We start from the raw sequence: 23,534 nt of genomic DNA on the forward strand, positions 1-23,534 counted from the left end.
CTCTCGGTCACGGGGCCCGCAGCATTTCTGGGCGACCCGGAACTTAAGACACTTAAGCTCTATGTTGAAAAAATTAACAGCCAGGGCGGGGTCTTGGGACGAAAGCTAGAACTGGTTCACTACGACGATGGAGGTGACGCAAGCAAAGCCAATGGCCTGGTGAAAAGACTTATTGAGTCCGACAAAGTCGATTTCATTGTAGGAGGATCAACTACCGGAACAACGATGTCAGCGGCGCCACTTATTGAAAAGGCTGGCATCCCTTTCGTCTCACTCGCAGGGGGCCTCATCGTCGTCGACCCTGTTAAAAAATGGATTTTCAAAACCCCGGGCTCAGACCGTCATTCCATTGAGAGAATCATGGACGACATGAAGAAAAAGGGAATTTCAAAAATAGGTTTGATGACGGAAACCTCGGGATTGGGACAATCCAGTAAGGCTGAAGCCCAAAAAGCGGCTCCAAAATATGGAATCACGTTTGTTGGTGAAGAAGCTTATGGACCCAAAGATACAGACATGACACCACAGTTGACTCGTCTTCACAATGCATCTGGTGTGCAAGCCGTGGCTGTATTTGGATTCGGACAAGGTCCTGCCGTTGTGACAAAAAACTATGCTCAACTTGCTATCAAGCTTCCACTGTATCAAACCCACGGTGTGGCATCAAACGAATTTATTCAACTTGCAGGCAAAGCAAGTGAAGGCGTCCGAATGTCTTCGCCTGCCTTGCTAGTTGTTGATGAATTACCAGCCAGCGACCCCCAAAAGTCTGTACTTGTTGCTTACCGTGATGAATACAAGAAGTTCTACAAGGAGGAACCTTCTACATTTGGTGGCTACGCTTATGACGGCTTAACAATTGTCATTGATGCCATTAAAAAATCAAAAGATGTGAACAAAGAAAAGGTTCGGGATGCGATTGAAAATACCAAAGGCTACGTCGGTACTTCAGGTGTGATCAACATGTCTGCCACTGATCACATGGGGCTTGATTTAGGTAGTTTTCGCCTGCTAGAAATCAAACAAGGAAAATTTACACTGGTGCGCTAAGTTGTGTTTGAAGCGAGCCCAAGGGTTCGCTTCAATTTTTATTCTTGAAATAATTACCCTACAAAGTCAGAATTGAACAGCCCGTGGTCTTGCGCGCTTCCAGATCACGATGAGCCTGCTGCACATCTTCCAGCTTGTAACGCTGATCAATCCGAATGGTGACCTTGCCGCTGGTAACCGCTTCAAACAAATCATCTGCCATGGCCTGCGTGCTTTCACGTGTTGCAATGTGGGTGAAGAGGGTCTGACGGGTCAGGTACAAAGAGCCTTTGGGGCCCAGCATGCCGGGGGCCATCGGCGCCACTGGGCCAGAGGCATTGCCAAAACTGGCCATCAGACCAAACGGAGCGAGGCAGTCCAGCGACTTGTCCCAAGTATCTTTGCCCACTGAGTCATACACCACCTTGACACCCTTGCCACCGGTGATTTCTTTGACGCGGGCCAAAAAGTCTTCTGTTGAATAGTTGATGACGAATGCCGCGCCGTGCTCTTTGGCCAGCGCACATTTGGCGTCTGAACCCGCAGTGCCAATCAGCTGCAAGCCCATGGCGCGCGCCCACTGGCAGGCGATCAAGCCAACACCACCGGCAGCGGCGTGAAACAACACGTAGTCGCCGGGATTCAAACCGCCCTGGGGCTGGGTGCGCTTGAGCAGGTACTGCGCGGTCAAGCCCTTGAGCATCATGGCAGCTCCGGTCTCAAACGAGATCGCATCAGGCAACTTGCACACGCACTTGGCCGGCATCACGCGCAATTCGCAGTAGCTGCCGGGGGGCTGGCTGGCATAGGCGGCGCGGTCGCCCACTTGCAGGTGGGTCACACCTTCACCCACGGCTTCAACGACACCGGCGGCTTCCATGCCCAATTGCAGAGGCATCGCCATCGGGTACAGGCCGCTGCGCTGGTAGACGTCAATAAAGTTCAGGCCCACGGCATGGTGCCGGATACGGATTTCACCGGGTCCGGGCTCACCCACAGTTACCGTGACGAGTTTGAGCTGTTCCGGCCCTCCGTTTTGATCAATACAAATGGCACGAGAGATGAAAGAAGTCATTTTGAGCGTCCGGTAAATGAATGAGTTGGCATGTTGCCATGAAACGATTCACTTCGGCGCCACGGGGACGAATAGGCTTGTCACGCGATGCCCTATAACCAGCCCCCAGCTGATTTGCTACCCTCAAGGCATGCACATGAGACTAACGCCCACTTCTGCCCTGCTCCTTACCTTGCCGCCCCTGCTCTGGGCGGGCAACGCCGTGGTGGGCCGCCTCATCAGCGACTTGGTGTCGCCCATGACCCTGAATTTTTTACGCTGGGTACTGGCCTTTGCCCTGCTGTTGCCGCTGGCGGGCAAGGTGTTGCGTCCGAACAGTTTGCTGTGGCCGCACTGGCGTCGATTTTCGCTGCTGGGCTTGCTCAGTGTGGGCGCCTACAACGCCTTGTTGTATCTGGCGCTCACCACCTCCACGCCGATCAATGTCACGCTGGTGGGCTCCAGCATGCCGGTCTGGATGCTGCTGATCGGGCGCCTCTTTTTTGGGGTGCTTATCTCACGGCGCCAGTGGCTGGGTGCCGCGTTGTCGATCTCAGGCGTGATGTTGGTCCTGAGCCGGGGCCAGCTTGAACTGCTGCTGCAAGTGCATCTGGTGCCGGGTGATTTGTACATCCTGCTGGCCTCGGCATGCTGGGCCTACTACAGCTGGATGCTGGCACACCCCACCACCGAGCCGCAAACCATTCGCACCGACTGGTCAGCTTTTTTACTGGCCCAAGTGGCGTTTGGTCTGGCTTGGTCAGGTTTATTTGCGGGTAGCGAATGGGCGATCGGCCAAGCTCACATCAGCTGGGGCTGGCCGCTGGCTGGCGCCCTGGTTTTTATTGCGGTGGGCCCGGCGCTGATGGCTTTTCGCGCCTGGGGCGCCGGTGTCGCGCGGGCTGGTCCAGCCGCCGCAGGCTTTTTCTCCAACCTGACACCACTCTTTACCGCCCTGCTCTCCACGGCCTTTTTAGGCGATACGCCCAAGCTGTATCACGTGCTGGCGTTCATTCTGATTGTGGGCGGTATCGTGGTGTCTTCGCGGCGCTAGGCCGGGCTGACCGGAAACAGCAGGGTGACAGCAGTACCCTGCCCCAACTGGCTTTCAATTTCGACACATCCCCGGTGGATGTCAACGATCTCTTTGACAATGCTCATACCAAGCCCGGTGCCCGGCACTTGGCCTGAGGCATCGGCGCGGTAAAAACGTTCACCCACGCGCTTGAGTTGCTCTGGCGTCAGACCCATACCCTGATCCACGATACGAACCGCCACCTGCGAACCACGTGGCTCAACGATGATGCTCACTTCACCCCCCAAAGGTGAGTATTTGTAGGCGTTGGAGAGCACATTCAAAATCGCTTGCTGAACTTTTTTGTGATCTGCCAAAATTATCATGGGCAATGCCGGGGCGATCAGACGGGGAACCGGGCGCCCTGCTGGCAATTTGAATCCACGCACCACGTCCTCCACCAGCGCCTGCACCTGGATTTCCTTGAATACAAAATCTTGTCCGCGTCGTGCCTCGATTCGGGCCAGATCCAGCAACTCATTCAAGATGGATGACAATAATTCAGCCTGCTTATGAATAATCGTTAAAAATTCCTTGCGGCTCGCCTCATCAAATTCCTGGGTTAACAAGACTTCTGCAAACCCGTAAATACTGGCCATCGGCGTGCGCAGTTCGTGTGCAGCGGTGGACAAAAACTCGCTCTTCATCCGGTCTACTTCGGTCTCGCGGGTAATGTCATGCAGGAAAAGGATCTGCGTCACACTTTCACCCGGCGATTCGTGCAGCCCAACCTCTATCACCCGTTGGCTCGCGTCTGCCAACTCAATCTTCTGGCGCTGTTCACGGCCAACCGCTGCAGTAGATACCGAAGTAAGTCCGCTTTGATTCAAGTCGCGTAGCGCAGCAATCCCTTTGAAGCTCGCCGAAGGCAAACAAACCTGCGACAAGCGGTCAGAAAACTCTCGCTCATCCAGACCCATCACATCTTCCGCAGCAATACCTACCATGCGAGAGAAAGTCGGGCTCACATATTTGACGCAATGCGTACTGTCGAATGAAATGAAACCATCTGGACTCAGGTCAAAGATACCCCGCAGGTGAGCCGAGTGTTCAAACACGCGTGCCTCAGCCATTCGCCGTGAAGTGATGTCCAGGCGATTGCCGACAATGTAGCCACTGGGCGTGCGCTGCTCCACAATCAGCAGCCAGCGACCATCATCCAGCCTTTGTTCAATTGCCTCGCCATCGGCGCGCTGATGTTGCTCAACACGGTGGCGCACCCACTCGTCAACGCGCCCCATCGCTGCGCTGTATTGCCCGCGCTCGGCCCCGCGACGGATGATCTCTTCGAACGTCTTGCCCGGCACGATCAGGTCACGGCTGGTTTCATAAAAACTGCGATAGGCCTCATTGCACAGCATGAGCCGGTCTGATTCGTCGTAGATCGTGAACCCCTGCGCGATGCTGCTCACGGCCTCGCGCAAAAGCTTGTCTGATTTTTCGGCGCTTTGCTGGGCATCAAGCCGCATCTCGCTTTCGGCCCGAAGAATCTCACGACTCTCGCCCAGCTGCTCTGCCATGCTGTTAAAAGCCAGTGCGGTTTGAGCTAACTCATCATTCCCCTTGACGGGCACCCGGTACGCAAGATCACCCGAAGCAAAGCGGTAACTGGCCTTGCGCAATGCCACCAACTGTCGCGCCAGATAACTCCCCAGCAACCAGGAAAACAAGGCCACCAGCAGCAACTCAAACCCTGCAATGCTGGCAGCCCATCGCCACGCAGAGGCCAGTAACAAAGACAGAGGCGCGGTGGACACACCAATCTGAACAGCGCCGTGGTGTATACCCCCCGCGATCACTGGCGTCGACTCATCGAAGATGCCATCGTTGACTTGCGCAATGTTGGCTTCTTTGTGAAAAGATCGGCCCAAAACCTTGGCATCACCCTGCTGCGCCAGTACCTGACCGCTGGCATCAATGATGCGAACATACTCAATTTGCCCCGAAGCCATGGCCTCACTCACCAGACTGTCCAAGGTCGCCAGATCTTGCGAAATGACAGCATCCTTCGCTGCCACGGCAATCAATTTGCCGCCGAGTTGCACCCTTCGAGTCAGCTCGACTTCATTGGACTCACGCAAAACCGACAGAGCGCTGCCGACCAAAACGGCAAGCAGCGCGATCTCAATCAGCGCCACGCCAAGAATGGTTTTAGTCCGAAAACGCATGTTTACTGTCGGCCGTAACGCTCAAGTAAATCTATGTCGAGGGCACGAATATCGTTCCAGTCCTTGTCCTGGGCAGGCGCCACACCTTTAAAAGCCAAAGGTGCCAGCAGACGCTGCCCAACTTCGTCTTTGCCAAGTGACGCCATCGCGGCCATGACCCGGGTGAGCACGTCCGCAGGCACACGGGGGTGCGCAGCAAAAGCATGCGGCGTATAGGCCGGCGTTTCGGTGAGCACCCGCAGCGCATCCCGAACTTCGACCGGAGCCGTCTCAAAGGTACGATAAATTCCTCCACCAGCTTCCTGCAAACCAGAGGCGACCGAGCGGTAAACGGAATCATGCGAAGCCACAAACTTGGCTTCAATAGGAATCTTCAAACGACCGAACTCAGCCTGAGGCAATATGCTTGCCGCAAATGCCGCAGGTGCCGGGAACACCACGGTTTTGCCGGCCAGATCAGAAGGCTTGCGGTAAGGGCTGTCCTTCTTGACCACCAAAATGCCTTTTATCTTTCGATCTTGTTCCTTGGCAAAAGCCCGGTAGCCCGCCGACGAATGGAAGACCACGTAATGGTAGGGATTCATGTAGGACAGGTCGTATTCTCCCCGGCCCAAACGCTCCTCAAAAACAGGAATGCTGGGCGCGGTCTTGAACACCAGCAGCACATTTGAGCGCCGACTGATCTCAGCCAGCAACGGGCCCCACTCCTCGGCGATTCGGGTGGCAGATTGCTGCGGTACCACACCAAAGGTCAGGGATTTTTGGTCAGTTTGGGCGTGAACTGCGGGCACCGCTAGCAGCCCTATGACGGACGAGACAACCCCAACAAGTCGCAGCAGGTGCGCACGGTACTTCATATCAACTTCCTTATCCAATCAAGGGCAACCACAAGGTCACGGTCGTGCCAACTCCTGCATTACTGGACAGTTCAATCTCACCGTCATGCAACTCGATGATCTCTTTCACAATGCTCATACCCAATCCGGTACCCGGAATATTGCCCGACGTGTCTGCTCGGTAAAAGCGCTCGAATACGCGTTCTAGTTGGGCGGGTGTCATGCCAATGCCTTGATCTATAAATCGTATGCCTATACGCCTCCCCACTCCGGCGGCAAAGGGCGTGGTGATCAGTTCAATCGTCACTTGGCTGGTGGCGGTCGAGTATTTGTAGGCGTTGGACAGGACGTTTAAAAACGCCTGCTGCACCTTCTTTTGGTCGGCCTTGATATACAGCGACTCGACTGGCAGCACCAACTTGGGGGCTTCACGCCACGAGGGTTGTTTGAAACCGTGCACGGTCTCTTCGATCAGGGCTTGCACATGCGCCACCTCAAAGACAAAATCTTTGCCACGGCGAGCTTCAATGCGAGCGAGGTCCAGCAACTCATTCAAAATGGAGGCCATCAAACCTGACTGTTTGAAAATAATGCTGAGGAACTCTTTACTACTCTCTGCATCCAGTTCCTGAGTCAGTAACACTTCGGCAAATCCGTAAATACTGGCCATCGGGGTACGTAACTCGTGGGCCGCCGTTGACAAAAACTCACTCTTCATTTGGTCCACTTCGGACTCATGAGTCACATCACGAAAATAAAGGATCTGTGACACCATGCTGGCCTCACTCGAACGCAAACCCACCTCAAGAATACGCTTGCCGCCATGCACCACTTCAATGAACTCTCGCCCTCCCGACTTGTCAGTAACTCTTTTTTTGCGTAAAGCATCAAAACCTCGAAATTTCCCAGTCGGCAGGCACAGGTCCACCAGAATGTCTGTAAATGCGACTTCATCCAGGCCATTCACCTGCGAAAAGTCAATCCCGGTCATACGTTTGAATGCAGGGCTCACGTAGGACACCCGGCGTGCTTCATCAAACGACACAAAACCATCCGGGCTCAGCTCAAAAATTGCATTCAGCAACTGGGATTGCATCGCCAAGGCCTGTTCAGTCTTCTTGCGATCATTGACCTCGACAAAACTACCCACCATGCGCAAAGGCACCCCTTCGTCATTGCGCTCCACCACATCGCCCCGGTCCAGCACCCAGAAAACGGAACCATTTTCCAAACAGATGCGGTGTTCGCTGCGGTAAGGTGCTGTGCCAGCCAGACAGGATTGAAGTCGCTCCTTGACATCAGCTGAATCGTCAGGATGCAACAAGCCAACGAATGTTTCCAGTGGGTGCGACAAGTAGTTGTCATCCAGCCCCGCAATGACGCACCAACGATGGTTGTGCGTCACGATGCCGGTTGGTATGTCCCAATCCCAAATGCCTTCGCGTGTGGCGTCTAGCACATAGTTCAGCCTGCGTTCACTTTCCTCAAGTCGCTTTTGAACCCGCTTGAGTTCAGTCACATCATTGGCAATGACGAGAATCTGTTTTTTACCATCGGCAGTCGTAATCGGTTTCTTGATGGACTGGTAATAGGAGACCTCACCGGTGGTGGTGTTGGTGGATTCCTCCAGAACCACTTGCGTTTCGGTTTGCGACATGATGCTGCGCACATTTTTCAGGAAGAAATCAACCTGTTCGGTATTCGGGTTGAATGCCCCGTCGTCCTTGCCCACCAAGTTCTCCGGCGTGGTGCCATACAGGTCTGCCAGAGCCCGATTACCGATCAAAAACTTACCATCCCAGTCCTTCATCAAAATGATGTTGGGGTTTTCATCGATCACCGTGCGCAACATGGCGTTCGCCGCCAGCAATTCTGACTTAAGGTCCAGGGAATGGGATTTCATGCTTTTCCTTTAGCTGCCGTAAGACGTAGCAGCATCTCCACCAATTTGGGTAGGTTAAAGGGCTTACCCATGTGATCGTCCATACCGGCCTTTAGGCAAAGGTCCCGGTCGGACGCCATGTCGTTGGCGGTCAGGGCAATGATCGGTAGCGCCGTCATGCCTAGCTCAGTGCGAATGGCGCGCGTGGCGGTATAACCATCCATAACCGGCATCTGGACATCCATTAGCACCGCATCAAAGGGGAATTCAGCGGCAATGATCGCTTCGACACCTAATTTCCCATTGCCCGCAACGACCACGACAGCCCCTTCGCTGCGCAGCAGTTCGCGCGCCACGATTTGATTAATGAGGTTGTCTTCCACCACCAACAATCGCAGGCCTTCCAGACGGTGCTGCCTGGCGGCTCTGTCATTGATCGCCATATCCGGGTCTACCGGCATCCGGTCAGTGGCAGTTAAGCTGATAGTGAAGTGAAACCGGCTGCCCTTGCCAAGCACACTTTCGACATCCAGCGCACCGCCCATGAGCGCCACCAATTGCTTTGAAATTGACAGTCCCAGACCGGTGCCGCCAAAGCGTCGTGTCAGGGAGCCATCGGCTTGCGTAAACCCAGTAAAAATGAGCTCAAGATGCTCAGGAGCAATGCCTATGCCGGTGTCGAGCACCGAGAAAAGTAGCGTCGTGTCCGCGCCTGTTTGCGCCAGCTTTTTAATTTGAATAACAACTTCCCCTTTCTCTGTGAACTTGACGGCATTGCTACTCAAGTTAAGCAACACCTGATTCAGACGCAGGGCATCTCCTACAAAAGCCTTGGGGAGGGTGGGATCAATGTCAATACGCACAGCCACAGGCTTGCCCCCGACCCCGCCCGCCACGCTGCCCCACAGGTCATGAACCAATCGATCAACCCGGAACGGCTGCAGATCCAGGGTCATCTTGTTGGCTTCCATTTTGGAAAAATCCAAAATGTCATTCAGCAAACCCAACAGGGACTTGGAGGCGCCATCGGCCTTGCTGATGTATTCCTGTTGGCGCGGTGTCAGTTCGGTTTTTTGCAAGAGCTTAAGCATGCCCAGAATGGCATTCATGGGCGTGCGAATTTCATGGCTCATATTGGCCAGGAATTGACTCTTGATGAGTGAGGCGGCCTTTGCGGCTTCTGTCGTTTCGACCAGTTTTGTGATGTCTGTACGGATAGAGACATATTGCTCAATCACCCCTGACTCGTTGAAAACGGGGGTGATTTGGGTGTCGTACCACCTCAAGGCGCCACTCTTGGTTTGATCGCAAACCACATCACGCCAAACCTGACCTGAAGCAATCGTTTTCCACATTCCGGTCCAAAACTCGGACGACTGAACATGAGATCTGAAAATACGGTGATTTTGCCCTATCAGCTCCTCGCTCGTATAGCCACTGGCGCTCACAAACAAATCATTGGCGTAAATGATGTCACCTGCTGGATCGGCTATGGACACCAGCGAATAATCCGAGATGGCGTTGATCAGCGACTGCGACTCCTGATAGGCATGAAGAAGCTGATCATTCACCGACTGCTGCTCAGAAACGCTCAGAGCATGAAGGTCGTTTAACATTATTTTTCTCTCCCTGATAGATGATGACACGACTAGATGGTTGAAGCCATAAAGTCTGCCTTTTTTTGTAATTCTTCATCTGTATCAGCAATTGAACTCGCGATGAACTGAAATTCAGCGCTTTGCGCCAAAAAGGCATCTACGACATCCGGATCGAAATGTTTTCCACGCCCCTCAATAATGATCTTGGCAGCTTTCGCATGGGTCATGCCATCTTTATAGACACGTCGACAAACCAGCGCGTCATACACATCAGCCAGGGCCATTAAGCGTGCTGAAATAGGAATGGCATCCCCCACCAATCCTTGCGGGTAACCTGATCCATCCCACTTTTCGTGGTGGGAGTAAACAATTTCTTTGGCGACCTCCAGGAACTCAATATTTTGACCTGCCATTTTTTGAGCATTATTCAGCGCATCACGACCTAGCCGCGGATGGTTTTTCATGATTTCATATTCTTCAGGCTCGTAGCGACCGGGCTTGAGCAAAATCTTATCGGGGATGCCCACCTTGCCAATGTCATGCAACGGGGCACTTTTAAACAGTAGCTCCACCATGTCAGCATTTAAAAAATCTGAGAACCGGGGATGTGTTCTGAGTTGATTGGCCAACACCCGCATGTAATGCTGAGTTCGTTTGAGGTGGTTCCCCGTATCCGCGTCGCGCGTCTCTGCCAGCGATGCCAGCGCAAGAATAGTCACATCTTGCAAGGCCTCAAGTTGGCGCGAACGCTTAGTCACCTCAAACTCCAGATACTCATTACTGACACGCAGGGTTCTGGCGGTAGAGGCATCCACAAAATGGGCTTTTACCCTGGACAGCAAAATCAGGGGGCTGATGGGCCGTGTGATGTAGTCCACCGCACCGAGTTTCATACCTAGTTCCTCACTTTCGATCTCCGATCGGCTGGTGAGAAAAATGATGGGAATGTTGCGCGTAAAGGGGTCGGCCTTCAGCAAGCGACAAACCTCGTAGCCATCGAGATCGGGCATCATGATGTCAAGCAAGATCAGGTCAGGTTGCTCTTCACTGACGACCTTGAAAACTTTTGCCCCCCGGTTGACCGCCTTGACGGTGTATGACTCATGCAACAGGTTGGCAATTAGCGACAAATTGTTGGGAGAATCATCCACCACCAGGACAGTGGGTTTAACGGCTAAAAATAAATCCATCTTAGGGTTTGCAATCAAGGTTAATTTGCGCGGCACTGACCGCTCTCTGGAGTTCGCACAAGGCCAACTCATACTCAAAATCCTGCACCAGTCGCTGTAACGATTCAAATCTATCGCCCATCCCCTGGCGGAGCAGCGAGGCATTAGCTTGCAGACATACATCGGCTTCTACATTACATGCCTGCAACAACACCGCCAAGGTGCGACAGACATCAGCCCAACGCTGGACATCCCAATCAATAGCAAGCACATAGGCGGGCTGAACCACAATGGGAAAGTCCTGGCGAATGTTACGCACCAGTTCGCTCAGGTGTTGCTCCAAGGGTCCAAGCAATGACTCCAGCACATTTTCAGCCAACTCGTGAGACAACGCTTTTTCAAGATCATCACTGAGATCACGGCAACGGTTGGCACCCAGGTTGGCGGCCACCCCCTTCAAGGTATGCGCCGCACGCTCGGCTTTGACAGGGTCGCCATCGGCCAGCGCATCGCGCACCTGCTGCGGCACCATCGGCATGCTGGAAGCAAATTGATGCAACAAGTGGGTGTAGAGCGTGCGATTACCGGCACAGTGGCGCAGGCCTCGTGCCACATCGATACCATCCATCGCCCGCGACTCAGCACCCACCCCAACCGGGCGCCAGCGCGCCAGGCAGCGGTACAAGGCATCAGGATCAATCGGCTTGGTCAAGTGCTCATTCATGCCCTCGCTGAGACAGCGGGCACCTTCTTCTGCCGAAGCGTGCGCAGTGAGAGCGATGATCGGAACAGCCTTGAAGCGTGCCTGCTTGCGCAACAGCAGGGTGGCCTGATGCCCATCCATCACCGGCATCTGCAAATCCATCAAGATCACCGACCAGGGCAAGGGATCGGGCGCACTTTGAAGCATGTTCAGGGCCTGCTGTCCATTGGCTGCCACTGACACCTGCACACCCACCGACTGCATCAATTCCGTGGCAATTTGCTGATTTATTTCGTTGTCTTCAACGAGCAGCACAGTCATTCCAACAAGTGCTGTAGGGATGGTGTCTTCGGCCATTTTTGGAGGAATCGCGTGTAATTCCGGGCGAATGAATTCAGCCAGCGTGTCCCACAGACGTGATTGGCTGATGGGCTTGTCAAGAAAGGCCGTCACACCAGCCTGAAAGCCTGCGGCGCGCACTTCATCGGCTCCAAACGCGGTCACCATGATCACCTGGGGTCGGTGGTGCAAAGGCATTTCGTGGGTAATACGCCTTGAAGCCTCCACCCCATCCATTTCTGGCATACGCCAGTCCATCAACACCATTTCAAATGGATCTGCATCATCTGAATCCTGAAGTGCATTCAGACCAGACTTCGCACTTTCAACATTTTCAACACGCATACCGAGTGCCAACAGTTGTTCAGTCAGTATTTGACGGGCATCGGGGTTGTCATCGACCACCAGCACACGCATTCCTTTGGCAGTGGTGCAGGGAACGCAGGCGTGACGACTCTGATCCGACACACCCAGCCAGACCGTAAAAGCAAAGGTACTCCCGACGCCCGGATGCGACTCAACTCCAATATGGCCCCGCATCATTTCTACAAAACGTTTGGAGATAGCCAACCCCAGCCCGGTGCCTCCAAATCGGCGCGTGGTTGAACTGTCGGCCTGGGTAAACGCCTCAAACAAATGGGACGATTGCTCGGGCGTCATCCCTACGCCGGTATCCGTCACAGACACCTTCAACTCAACCTCGTTGCGGGTCTGCTGAACGGCCAGAATTTCAACCTTGACCTGGCCTTTTTCAGTAAATTTAACGGCGTTGTTGACCAGATTGATCATCACCTGCTTGAAGCGCAACGCATCGCCCACCAAATTTTCTGGCACGCCAGGTGCTACGTGAATGAGTAATTCCAAACCTTTGATGCTGGCCTGCTGCGACACCAAGGTCGACACATCGTCCAGTACATCGTCCAGCCAGAATGGCAAGCTTTCCAAGCTCATCTTATTGGCTTCAATTTTCGAAATATCCAGGATGTCGTTGATAAGAAGCAGCAGCGCAGTGCCTGCAGAATTGACTTTTTTTAGATAATCTCGTTGCTTGAAAGACAAGTCGGTCTTGAGGGCCAGATTCGACAACCCAATAATGGCATTCATGGGCGTTCGGATTTCATGGCTCATATTGGCCAAAAACTCTGATTTAGCCCGCGTCGCTTCTTCAGCCTGCTGGCGCGCCGCATTAATCACATCGTGCTGTAGACGCAACTCCTCCGCCAGGGTTTTTGTCTGGATCAGCAAATCATGCGAGACCTGGTTGCGGGCCAATATTTCCAGATTGAGCGCAATCAGGGGCATCACTTCCTCAAGCAAGGCATCCTGGCGGGCCCGAAATGCATCGATACTGCCCAACTCAATCACAGCCAGCACAGTGCCATGCGCATTGCACACGGGTTGAATACGAACCCGGTGCGGAGCGCTGTCAAGCAAGCCTGAGCGGATCCGCAAGCTGGTCTCGGGGAGTTCATTGAGGTGAATCGGTTTGCCTTCGCGGGCGCACTGCCCCACCAAGCCATCGTTCAAGCCAAACTCAAGCACCAGAGCCTCCGGATTAGCGACCCCGCTACCCCCCTGGTAACGGTACTTGCCTGTGGCTTTCTCCAACACATAGAGCAAGCCCACCTGGGAGTCGGTCAGGTAGGTGAGTTGCACCATCAAGATGTTGGCAAACTCACTGTAGCTGTCAATGGCCTGAACACAGGAACCTATATTGGCAGCGCATGACTTGACCCAGCGCTCCACTTCTGCCTGTTGCGCCGCCTGCTGTAACACCGTAAGTGCACGGGCCATGTCACCGATTTCATTTTCAAAATCAATATTGGCAATGGGTAGTTCCAACTGACCCGCGGCAAGGTTTTCGATGCTCTTTTGCAGTCGCCCGGAGGGTCGACTCAAGGAAATACCCAGCAACCAGCCCGAACCTAATCCCGCGATAACACCCCCGAACAGTAGTCCGAGAGTCCAAAGCTGAATTTTTCTGGAAAAGGCAACCGCATCGACCGCAGCTTGTTCAGCCACGGCCTCTTTGCGAACCACCAGTTCACTCATGCGCCGGTCAGTTTCTGCAAACACCTTCATATTTTCAGGACTGGCTAAAAACTGAATGACTTCTTTACTGAAAAACTGTTTATCTTTCTCCAGCAAGGTCAACGCATGGTCCACGTTGCGGTTGTATTGAATCAATAAATCTTGAATATCAGACAAATGCTGCTTGCCTTTGGGATGCGTAAACACCTTCGCGCTTGATTCAAGAGCGTGGCGCATCCGGGTTCGAGCTTCCGTGAGCGCTTCAAATGCCAACTCGCGGTTTTTGGCGTCAGGCGCCAAAATCATTTGGCGCAAGGAGCGACCCACCTCCATCAGATGAATGTTTGCTTCCTTGATTTGCGAAATGCCCTGCAACTCAAAGTCGTACATGCGTCTGACTTCATCAGCCTGCACACGTGCGCTGTAAATCGACTGCAAGCCAATCATCACGACGATCACCAGCAGAGACCCCAAACTCAGCACCAGCTTGGTCTGCAACTTGATTTTCTCGAAGTGATTCAGCAAGTTCTTCATTTTGTGTGTTTCGCTTAACAGGGCAGGCAAACGCTAACCGTCGTACCTTGCCCTGGTGTGCTGACCAGCGATAACTGGCCTCGATGAAGCTCAACAATTTCTTTGACGATGCTCATGCCCAATCCGGTACCAGATATCCGGCCCGAAGCATCTGCGCGGTAAAACCGCTCGCACACACGGCTCAGTTGTTCAGACGTCATGCCAATCCCTTCATCCGTGATGTGAATACATGCCTGCGGCTCTTGTCCAGCTAGAGTCTTCAATTCAATCCGAATCACCACGGCACCTCCGGCGGGCGAATATTTATAGGCATTGGAGAGTATGTTTACAACCACCTGTCGAAGCTTGCCAGAGTCTGCCATGACCAACAAAGGATTGTCTGGCTGCAGACTAAAGTCGGGGGCGGCGCGACCCACTGGCGCCCGAAAGGATTGACTGATGTCAGCGACAAGCGTTTGAATATTTACCTGGGTGTACCGAAAATCTTTGCCACGCCGAGATTCAATCCGTGCCAAATCCAGCAGCTCATCAAGAATCTTGGCCATCAACTTGGATTGGTTGTAGATAATTTTTGCAGATTCCTGCTGTGCCTCTGCATCCAGATCCTGCGTCAGCAGCAGTTCTGAAAAACCAAAAATACTGGCCATCGGCGTACGCAATTCATGGGCGGCAGTGGCCAGAAATTCACTTTTCATGTGATCAATCTCGCTCTCATGCGTGACATCACGAAAGTACAGAATCTGAGACACCGAACTTGATGAACTGGTGCGCAAACCCACCTGCAGCACACGCTTGCCACCAGCGCAAATTCCTACCAGTTCACTCACAGCAGCTTTGCCACTCAGGGCCTTCAACCGCATAGCAGCAACCCCAACAAAAGGTGTCTCCGCATTACAACGCTGTCCTAGCCAGGCAGAAAAGTCACTTTCATCAAGCCCCTCCAATTGAACTACGCCTTGCGCCGTCATCTGACTAAACGCCGGACTCACGTACTTGACACGCCGCTCTGAGTCGAAAGAGACAAACCCATCTGGACTCAAAGAAAATATGACCTTGAGTTGTTCGGTATGGTCCAGCAACTGCTGCTGTGCCAACTGACGCACCATGACAGCTCGCTGAATTTGCCAAAAATAACGCATCAGTCCTGCGGAAAGGGCCACAATTAGCGCGCTCATCAAGGCCGCTTGCAACGTCAAAGCATCCCGACCACGGCGGTACTCAGCCAAAACCACTTGTGATTCTTTCGCTGCCACCACAAACAACTGGTACTGAGGAATTTTTCTAAAAAACATCATCCTTTCAATGCCGTCAACCACAGAAGACTGGGTGTAGGAACCATATTCCTCGCCATTTCTGATACGTTCAAACATGGGGGCTGCAGATGCATTGGCGCCCGCGTCTTCCTTAATGCCCACTTTGCGCGCACGTGCAATGCCATCCATGCCATAAAGAGCCGCCAATCCTTGTGGACCAAGATTCAGCGCGTTGTAAAAACGGGTGAAATAGCCCGGGTCAATCGAGACCACCACCACGCCACCAAAGTCACCATTGGCCAGCGTGATGCGCCGACTCAACTGGATGGACCATTTCCCGCTGGCACGCCCAAGCACTGGTTTTGAAACAAAAAGACCTGCTTTTTCATCGGGCACATGGACTTTGAAATGCTCACGGTCTGACAGATCAAGACCTGCCTTGAAGGGCAGATTGGACAACACGTTGATGCCCTGCGCATTGATGATGCCCACCTGGTTGAAGATTTCAGTATCTATAACTCCTTTTTCAGTCAAGCTCTTCAGATCGAGTCGTGACCCGATTTCAAGGTAGCGCGACTGCACAAACCGAATAACCTGATCAGCACTGCGAAAGGTACGGTGCGCATGCTCCTGGCTAACGCGGGTGAGGTTGGAGAGCTCTCCTTCGGCCGAAGCAATTTCTCTGGTTTTACTTTCGCTCAGCAAGGCAAAAACATGCCCCCACGTTAATGCAATTAACAAAATGGCCGCCAGCCAGATTGCTAATACAGTGCGTTTGTATTTATAGGAAGCCAGTGCGGTATCAGTCATTACCGTCTCTGTAAAAGCAAAATTTGGTGCCGAAACGCTTGGCGCCATACATGGCAGCGTCTGCCTTCTTGAGCAGGATCGGCATATCGGGACCATCTTGCGGGTAACGTGCGCAACCAATGCTGGCCTCGACAAACAATTCGCGCTGCCCTACCTTAATCGGAGCAGCGATGGCCAGGAGAATACTGTTGGCAACGGCTTCTATGTCATCACTGGACTTGGTGCTGTGCAGCACCACCACAAACTCGTCACCCCCCACCCGGGCGCAGGTATCCATCCGCCGCACGGACGCTTGTAGCCGCCGCGCGACGGTCTGCAAGACCAGATCACCAACATCATGGCCGAATTCATCATTGATCGGCTTGAAATGGTCCAGATCAATGACAAGCACACTCATGGAGTCATTTTCGTGACTGGCATCGGCCATCGCTAATTGAAAGCGGTCTTCAAGCAAGCGCCGGTTTGGCAAGCCTGTCAATGGGTCATGAAAAGCCATCTGGGTGAGGATCTTGGTGTCGAGGGTGCTGGTTGTCAAATCGGCAAAAGTACCCATATAAAACAGCGTTTCGTCATCGGCATTCCTGACCGACTTGATGGACTCGGCCACCAGGAAAATCTGCCCATTTTTACGCCGGTTGAATATTTCCCCCGTCCAACTACCAACGTCAATAAGCTGGGCCCAAAGCGCCTTGTAACTTTCAGCATCCTGGAGGCCGGATCGGAATAAACGCGGGTTTTGCCCAAGCACTTCAGACTCGCTGTAACCTGTGATTCGGCTAAACGCCGGGTTGACTGCCTGGATGTCTCCCGCTTGGTTAGTGACAATTAAACTCTCGTCGGTTTCACGAAAGAGTGGAAATGATTTCTGAATATCCAACAAACTGGCTTCGGTCTCTGGCGCGCTGCCCAACAGCCAATAAATTTCGAGGTGCCCATGCTTACTCACAGGCATAACCAGGGCCTCACAGCTGTCAAGATTCTCTGCGGGTAAATCACCGCAATACTTGAGTCTGCGTTGCTGTATCGGACCTTGAGACCCCAAACGGTTAACGGTATCCATCAAACCTTGAAGGCTGCCACCCTGGCTGTCTGACACCAACTTACTGACGTGAAGACCTTTTAGCTCGCGTCCTGGAACATGAAAAAAACGCGCAGCAGCTAGACTTGCAAACAGTATGTTGCCCTGTGCATCAGTGACCCAATTCAGATCGGCGACTTGAAGCAGCATGTCTGCCATCAGTCTCTCCCTCAGTCGGCCGAACCCTAAAGACTGCAACAACATCTGATAACGCTTTTGCGAGTTGCTTTGCTGCGCCATCAACTCGCTTAAATCTTGGGCATAGCGGAACAACTGACCCTGAAGGGCTTTGATGCTTTCCATGCTGCACCGCCTATTTCACTTTGCTACGTACCCAGGCCACAACCTGAAGTGGGCTGAATGGCTTGACGAAGTAGGCATCTGCGCCTCGTTTATTGGCATCATCACTGTCGGCTTGCTGACCGCGCGCGGTCACCATACCGACCAGAATATCGCGCGTTTTTGGGTCAGCCTTGATAGCATCCAGCACCTGCAAACCATCCATTTCACCGGGCATCATGACGTCCAGCAATACCACCTTGGGGTGATGTCGACGGATGGCTTCCATGGCGCCCACACCATCTTTTGCCTCAAGAATTTCGAATTCCTTGCCAAAGGTAATGGTGAGCAAGCGGCGAATGTCGGAATGGTCGTCAACAATGAGAATAGTAGTCATGGCAAAGATCCAAGGTTAGGAATATTTTGATTGAAATCAGAAGTCAATTGAGCGTTCAGGCAAGCTTCAATTCAAGGTTGGCCCGGGTAATGATGGCCGTTGCGATGGCCAGCAGTCGGCCGAAAGGAATGGGTTTGGACAAGACCTCGATATCAGCAGGAACACCACCATTCACTGCAATCTCAGCTGCATCAAGCCCGCTGACCACGACGATGGTGGTTTTTAAAATATCAGGTGTTTCACGCAGCACTCGCAGCATGCTGAACCCATCCATACCAGGCATGTGAAGATCTGTGATCAACAAATCGGGCGGTCTGCGCCCGATCAGGAGCAGTGCCGCAAAGGCGTTATTGACGACCACCACCTCCGGCTCCATAGGCCAGCGTGAAATTTGAGTCTGGTAAAGCCGCTGAAGATTCAAGTCATCCTCGACCACCATCACAGTCAGTTTGCTGGAGACCTCGGCATAAGCGACCGGCACGGCCTCAACAGGAGCCCTTTCTGGCTTTTTATGGAGCAGTTTTTCTACCGAGTCCCGAAGCACGCGGCGGTGACCACCAGCAGTTTTCCAAGCCTGGAGCAAACCGCTTTCTACCCATAACTGCACCGTGCCGACCGACACACCGAGCAGCGTTGCCGCTTCACGGGTGGTACAAAACGATTTTTCAATCGGTGCGGGTGTTTCAATACTTTTCATGCGTGTGAATTCCTTCAGAAGCCAAGTGATGCGAGCAAGTCATCTACATCATTTTGCTTGAGTGCCTTATCGGGTACTTGGGGGCCTGCCAACACATGAGTTGGATTGGCAGAATATGAACGAACGGGCGCACTGTGCATCAGCAAGCCCAATAATTGCTGTTCGGTCAGGCTAATGATATCAATGACCTTCTTGATGATTTGGCCTGACAAGTCCTGAAAATCCTGCGTCATCATGATGTCGCCCAAAATAGCTTTTTGTTTTTCGGCAAACTGCACGGCTTCGCTACCAAACATCTGACATGTGGCCATCACATCGACAACTTCTCCACCGCAGGGACGGGCTTGCGTGCGAAACTGTCCGAGCGTCTCAACCATGGACTGGCTTTGTAATTTGAAATGCTGGCACTGAGGCTGCGCTTCATCTATCAAATTGAGCACTTTGTTGGCTGCTGTCTCGGTCATCTTCCCCACATGACTGAGTCGGTCTCGGGCATCAGGGAACTCTTGTGTGATGTGTTTCAAACCCTGATCCAGCCCGAGTTCCGTCATCGCCTCGTGCAACTGACGGGTAATGCGCCCCAAGCGCTCAAAAGCGAGCTCCGGACTCAGGTTTGGCATGGTCGATGCCGTATTCATTCAATGGCCCTGCGCTTGAAAATGGCCACAATTTTTTCTTGCAAAGTGGCAGCAGAAAATGGTTTGACAATGTAGCCATCGGCACCCGCCTTGGCGGCATCTATGATGTTTTCTTTGCGCGCCTCGGCTGTCACCAACAAAAAAGGCATGTGTTTAAGGTCAGGCGAATTACGCACCGCCTTGAGCAACTCCAGACCGGTCATATTGGGCATGTTCCAGTCACTCACAATGAATTGGAAGTCACCTGAAGTCAGTTTTCGCAGGGCCTCGACTCCATCTTCGGCCTCCGTCGTATGTCCGAAGCCCGCTTCCCTAAGCAAGTTACTCACAATGCGGCGCATGGTGGAAAAGTCATCTACGACCAGAGCGGTGCAATTTGAAAAATCCATGTGCATAAACCTTAGATTAATGAAGTTGGGGTGAAGCCATGCTGAACTCCACTTTGACAGCTTCACCCATCTTACCAAGGAAATGATAAATATCATCATATTTTGACGATATTTATAATTAAAAAGCAATTTTTTTGTAAGGTTTGGCGCAGGATCGAAGCAAATTTGGGTTCACCAAAAAACTCGAATGCCTTATTGCTTATTAAGCGCTGTGATTTATGTTGCTTTTTTCCATCGCAGAGATCAACACGCTCGCTAACAGTTTTCTCTGCAAAAGCAACGCATTTCTGGCCTGAAGTTCTGACAAATAGCCCAAGGTGGCGAGAGCCCCACCCAATCGACCACCATGATCTGATTGCCACTGCAGCCCTTCGACCAGTTGGGCGTGCGTCAAAACATCATTGGCGACCAAAACATTGCCAAGATGAAGCTTATTGACAAGATGTACATTGCGGCATTGGTTTTGCTGGAAAGCCAGGACTGCCACCATTTCAGCTCTGGTGATGACGCAACTATTGACAAGAATATGACCAATTTTTTCACCGCTAATCCGCTGCTGGGCAAGGGCATCAAGCAACTGGTCATGTGTCAAGCGATGGGCTGACCTCAACAAATCACCAAATAGTTGTCTTTCTCCAGCGGCGAGTCGCAGTAAGTTGTCTAAGTGATCAAGGTCGTCATCCAGCCCAAGCGCCTTCACCAATTTGACGCCCTCGTTAACGCCCAAACGTTCTAGCCTTTGAAGGAATTCAAGGACAGGCGCACCCACCGATAAATTTCTTCGCTTGGCATTAAAGATTTGCATAGACCATGGTCGTAAGCTGATCGGTGATAAAGCCAAATACATGCCTAGTGAACCTCTAACAACTCCACATCAAAACCAATTGCCTCGGTCGGCATAAGCCAGTTCCGCAGGAATGACCAACTGCCATGTGGAGAGCTGCCCAAAAGCAATGGTCAGAGGTATTAAATTAAGATTCATGAGACTTTTCAATCTTAAAGAGTCATTAAGGTTATTGATGCGTCATCAACGCCTGCGTCAGGGCACGATCCATTCACTTTCAGCAACCAATTGATCTGACTCGCCGGAGGCGAACTTGACAATATAGGCGCCTCGGGAAGCAAAACGCTGACCCGGACCCAGCGTCAACCGAGGGTAAACGGTCGTGCCTTCGCTATCGCCCACCGCAAAAGCACGACGCTGGGCCGATACTGCATTAGGCGCCGCACTGACCGAGCTACCGTTCGCTGATTCCGCAAACACGGCGGCACGGGCTGAGCGTCCGAGCGCACGCCGATCCCGGTTCTCCTGCTCCGCTTTGCTGGACTCGCGCTTGCCAAGCATGTCTTCAGTACGCTCGACCAGGTAGTCTCGGTACAAGTTGTCCAGCATATCTTGCAGAGTGTCAGTCATCAGGTTAAGAGAGAAAAATATCTCCGACTGCATCACCTCATCGATCAGTGGAATGTTTCGTAGTTTTAGCCAGGCGTGCAGGTAAGCAATGTTGGCCGCCCGTTGCTCAGGCAGCAAGTAGGGAAAGAGAAGATGAACCTTTTTCCTCCAATTCAGGGGCAGAGCCAAGTGACCCGCAGAACCGAGGAGGCTGCCAGAAAGATACACATTGACACCCTCAGGTGGGTTCAAGCCTTCCAGCAAACGCAACTGGTTCGGCGTTAGCCACAGGGCCATCACATCACCTGGGCGGGCCGCTTGAAAGGCTGAACGCAAACTTTCTTTGGGATCACTTCCGAGCTCTCGATCAGTCTCGGGCAGATTGTCTCGTTTCAAGGATGTGCGCAAAGATTGAAGCGCCATTTGGCCGGAGATATTCGAGTCATGGACTTGAATCAGGCGCATGACAGACCCTTCTGGCGCGTCGTGCAGATGACGAGCCAGCACATCTGCCTCCAGCGCCACGCCGCGTGAAAAATACAGACCGTAGCGTGCATCACCGCTGGCAGGGGAAGTCACGCTGGGAAACCAGCAAGGTACTTGCTGGCGCTGACAAAAGTCATCCACCGGTGCCCAGGTGGTGTCAGACAATCCGGAGAGTAGTGCAAACACGGGCTTGCGCCGATAGCGCTCTTCAAGCTGAGCATTCCAAGTCTCGGGGGCACCGGTGAGCTCCCAGGTTTGCACTTCCCAGCGGCGCTCGGTCTGCGTCACAAAACTGGCTGCCGATGTCATGTAGCGTTTTCGCGGTGAGGTGCTGCTGTTCTTGGCCGTGAGTGCCGATTGCAGCATGGCGACGAAGGCCTGGCGTCGCTCGTCAGAAACGCCGGGTGTGATGACGGTTGCAAACTGAATAACTTCTTTGGTGACACCGGGCGAGTAATCGGCCGACAACTGATGCAGGTAGGCCTGCAGGGCCAGTAGGTCCTGCTCACCAAGATTAAAGTGCGGCATGACATCGCTCATGGGCCGATCACTCACATTCACACCATCGCGCAGGGCACGCGCCAGGGTCATATCGGTGTAGGGTGCATGGCTGCGGTTGAGCGACTTGCCGCTGCGTCCGTCCATATTGGCCATGACCAGATCATCGGCGAGAGCAAAAAGATACCGCTGACCGATGGGTGGCACCCGCACACTGCCCTCAACACTGCCCATGCCACTGGCGCGGTGGCAACTGGTGCAGGCAGCTTCTGCCCCCGTCAAGACAGCCCCGCTACTGCGGGCACCCTGCAGAGGCGTTCCAGATATCAGAATTCCTTGGGAATAAATCTTGCGGCCCTGCTCCACCAGGCTCGTGTCAGGTGTCAAATTCGCCGCCGGGCACAAGCCTGAGAGCAAGGTCACCAGGCACAGCACGAAGCCTGAGCGCAAGATTGCGCCCATTAGCGCACCACCGGGGCAATGCCCACCAGTTCGATGTCATACACCAGCAGTTCATTGGGACCAATGTCGCTGCCCACGCCGCGCTCGCCATAGCCTAACTGCGGTGGAATCCACACCGTCCAGTGCGAACCGACCGACATATTTTTGATGGCAGCCCTGAAGCCGTTGAACAGGTCAAACAGCTTGACGGTGCCAGGCCTGTTCGCAGTGGTCGCATCGAATTGGGTACCGTCAAGCAACATGCCACGGTAGTTGATCACCACGCTGTCTGACTCCAACGGAAGCGCGCCCTGCCCGGCCTGCAGCACCTTGTATTGCAGCCCGCCCGCTAACGTAGTAACGCCGTCTTTGGTCTTATTGGATTGCAGAAACTCTTCTGCTCTCTTGCGGTTCTCAACGGTCAATGCGCGCATATTGGCAGCCATCTTCTGACGCACCTGAGTTTGAAAGTCACCAATAACTTTACGGAATTCTTTTTCAGACAGCAGGGGACGCTCGCCCGCCACACCGTCGCTCATGCCCTGCATCACCATGGCCGGGTCAAAGTCCACGCTGTTTTTCTTGAAGTTGCGTGCCACTTCCAGACCGATGCTGTAGCTCACACGGTCTTTTTCGCTTTTCAGCTCGGGTCGATCGGCCGCTTGGGCCGATGCGGCCAGAAGCGCCATGACCGCCATTGCGGTTGCACAAAACTTATTCATAATTCCCATTCTTTCTTGGTGAAGAAACGGCGCCA

Annotated in this window: 18 protein-coding genes; 2 read left to right on the top strand and 16 right to left on the bottom strand. The window is 53.1% G+C overall.

Going from position 1 to position 23,534, the window contains the following annotated elements:
• Positions 1-1,050 (top strand): ABC transporter substrate-binding protein (locus WCG50_RS05390; protein WP_336898550.1); only part of this gene is annotated, 1,050 nt, incomplete at its 5' end.
• 58 nt (positions 1,051-1,108) lie between these two features.
• Here WCG50_RS05390 and WCG50_RS05395 read toward each other — a convergent pair.
• The gene (locus tag WCG50_RS05395; RefSeq protein ID WP_336898574.1) at positions 1,109-2,092 is read right to left on the bottom strand and encodes a quinone oxidoreductase; all 984 of its coding nucleotides are present in this window, start codon (positions 2,090-2,092) and stop codon (positions 1,109-1,111) included.
• Between the two features lie 142 nt (positions 2,093-2,234).
• On the opposite strand from WCG50_RS05395, the gene WCG50_RS05400 reads away from it, so the two are divergent.
• A complete protein-coding gene (locus WCG50_RS05400) occupies positions 2,235-3,137 on the top strand; it encodes a DMT family transporter (RefSeq protein WP_336898551.1) in 903 nt (300 codons plus the stop codon).
• Here the strand turns inward: WCG50_RS05400 and WCG50_RS05405 are convergent.
• The 15 genes from WCG50_RS05405 to WCG50_RS05475 all read right to left on the bottom strand — a co-directional run bounded on the left by WCG50_RS05405 (position 3,134) and on the right by WCG50_RS05475 (position 23,499).
• Entirely contained in the window at positions 3,134-5,326 is a 2,193-nt protein-coding gene (locus WCG50_RS05405) for an ATP-binding protein (RefSeq protein WP_336898552.1), read from the bottom strand. The genes WCG50_RS05400 and WCG50_RS05405 overlap by 4 nt on opposite strands.
• A 2-nt stretch (positions 5,327-5,328) precedes the next feature.
• Positions 5,329-6,183, bottom strand: coding sequence for a phosphate/phosphite/phosphonate ABC transporter substrate-binding protein (locus tag WCG50_RS05410; protein WP_336898553.1), 855 nt, complete (start codon positions 6,181-6,183; stop codon positions 5,329-5,331).
• 10 nt (positions 6,184-6,193) lie between these two features.
• The gene (locus WCG50_RS05415) at positions 6,194-8,065 is read right to left on the bottom strand and encodes a PAS domain S-box protein (RefSeq protein ID WP_336898554.1); all 1,872 of its coding nucleotides are present in this window, start codon (positions 8,063-8,065) and stop codon (positions 6,194-6,196) included.
• Positions 8,062-9,660: an ATP-binding protein gene (locus tag WCG50_RS05420; RefSeq protein ID WP_336898555.1), complete on the bottom strand. Its 1,599-nt coding sequence runs from the start codon at positions 9,658-9,660 to the stop codon at positions 8,062-8,064. The genes WCG50_RS05415 and WCG50_RS05420 overlap by 4 nt, the downstream gene beginning before the upstream one ends.
• A 32-nt stretch (positions 9,661-9,692) precedes the next feature.
• Positions 9,693-10,832, bottom strand: coding sequence for a two-component system response regulator (locus WCG50_RS05425; protein ID WP_336898556.1), 1,140 nt, complete (start codon positions 10,830-10,832; stop codon positions 9,693-9,695).
• A gap of 1 nt (position 10,833) precedes the next feature.
• Positions 10,834-14,418 (bottom strand): response regulator, encoded by a 3,585-nt coding sequence (locus tag WCG50_RS05430; RefSeq protein ID WP_336898557.1) that lies wholly within the window; start codon positions 14,416-14,418, stop codon positions 10,834-10,836.
• A 14-nt stretch (positions 14,419-14,432) separates the two neighbouring features.
• Positions 14,433-16,481 carry an ATP-binding protein gene (locus WCG50_RS05435; RefSeq protein ID WP_336898558.1) on the bottom strand — a complete coding sequence of 683 codons (2,049 nt, stop codon included), beginning with the start codon at positions 16,479-16,481 and terminating at the stop codon, positions 14,433-14,435.
• On the bottom strand, positions 16,474-17,862 hold the full coding sequence (locus tag WCG50_RS05440) for a diguanylate cyclase (protein ID WP_336898559.1): 1,389 nt from the start codon (positions 17,860-17,862) through the stop codon (positions 16,474-16,476). The genes WCG50_RS05435 and WCG50_RS05440 overlap by 8 nt, the downstream gene beginning before the upstream one ends.
• Positions 17,863-17,872: 10 nt before the next feature.
• Positions 17,873-18,235: a response regulator gene (locus tag WCG50_RS05445; protein ID WP_336898560.1), complete on the bottom strand. Its 363-nt coding sequence runs from the start codon at positions 18,233-18,235 to the stop codon at positions 17,873-17,875.
• Positions 18,236-18,290: 55 nt separating this feature from the next.
• Positions 18,291-18,932, bottom strand: coding sequence for a response regulator (locus tag WCG50_RS05450; protein WP_336898561.1), 642 nt, complete (start codon positions 18,930-18,932; stop codon positions 18,291-18,293).
• A gap of 14 nt (positions 18,933-18,946) precedes the next feature.
• A complete protein-coding gene (locus WCG50_RS05455; RefSeq protein WP_336898562.1) occupies positions 18,947-19,570 on the bottom strand; it encodes a protein phosphatase CheZ in 624 nt (207 codons plus the stop codon).
• Positions 19,567-19,959, bottom strand: a complete 393-nt coding sequence (locus WCG50_RS05460) for a chemotaxis response regulator CheY (protein WP_336898563.1) — start codon at positions 19,957-19,959, stop codon at positions 19,567-19,569. Before WCG50_RS05460 ends, WCG50_RS05455 begins: the two co-directional genes overlap by 4 nt.
• 202 nt (positions 19,960-20,161) lie before the next feature.
• Positions 20,162-20,764: a hypothetical protein gene (locus WCG50_RS05465; protein WP_336898564.1), complete on the bottom strand. Its 603-nt coding sequence runs from the start codon at positions 20,762-20,764 to the stop codon at positions 20,162-20,164.
• 234 nt (positions 20,765-20,998) lie between these two features.
• Complete coding sequence (locus WCG50_RS05470) at positions 20,999-22,798, bottom strand: c-type cytochrome (RefSeq protein ID WP_336898565.1); 1,800 nt, start codon at positions 22,796-22,798, stop codon at positions 20,999-21,001.
• Positions 22,798-23,499 carry an FKBP-type peptidyl-prolyl cis-trans isomerase gene (locus WCG50_RS05475; protein ID WP_336898566.1) on the bottom strand — a complete coding sequence of 234 codons (702 nt, stop codon included), beginning with the start codon at positions 23,497-23,499 and terminating at the stop codon, positions 22,798-22,800. Before WCG50_RS05475 ends, WCG50_RS05470 begins: the two co-directional genes overlap by 1 nt.
• Between the last annotated feature and the right edge of the window lie 35 nt (positions 23,500-23,534).

It is taken from the genome of Rhodoferax sp. (genome assembly GCF_037143375.1).
Classification (GTDB): Bacteria; Pseudomonadota; Gammaproteobacteria; order Burkholderiales; family Burkholderiaceae_C; genus Rhodoferax.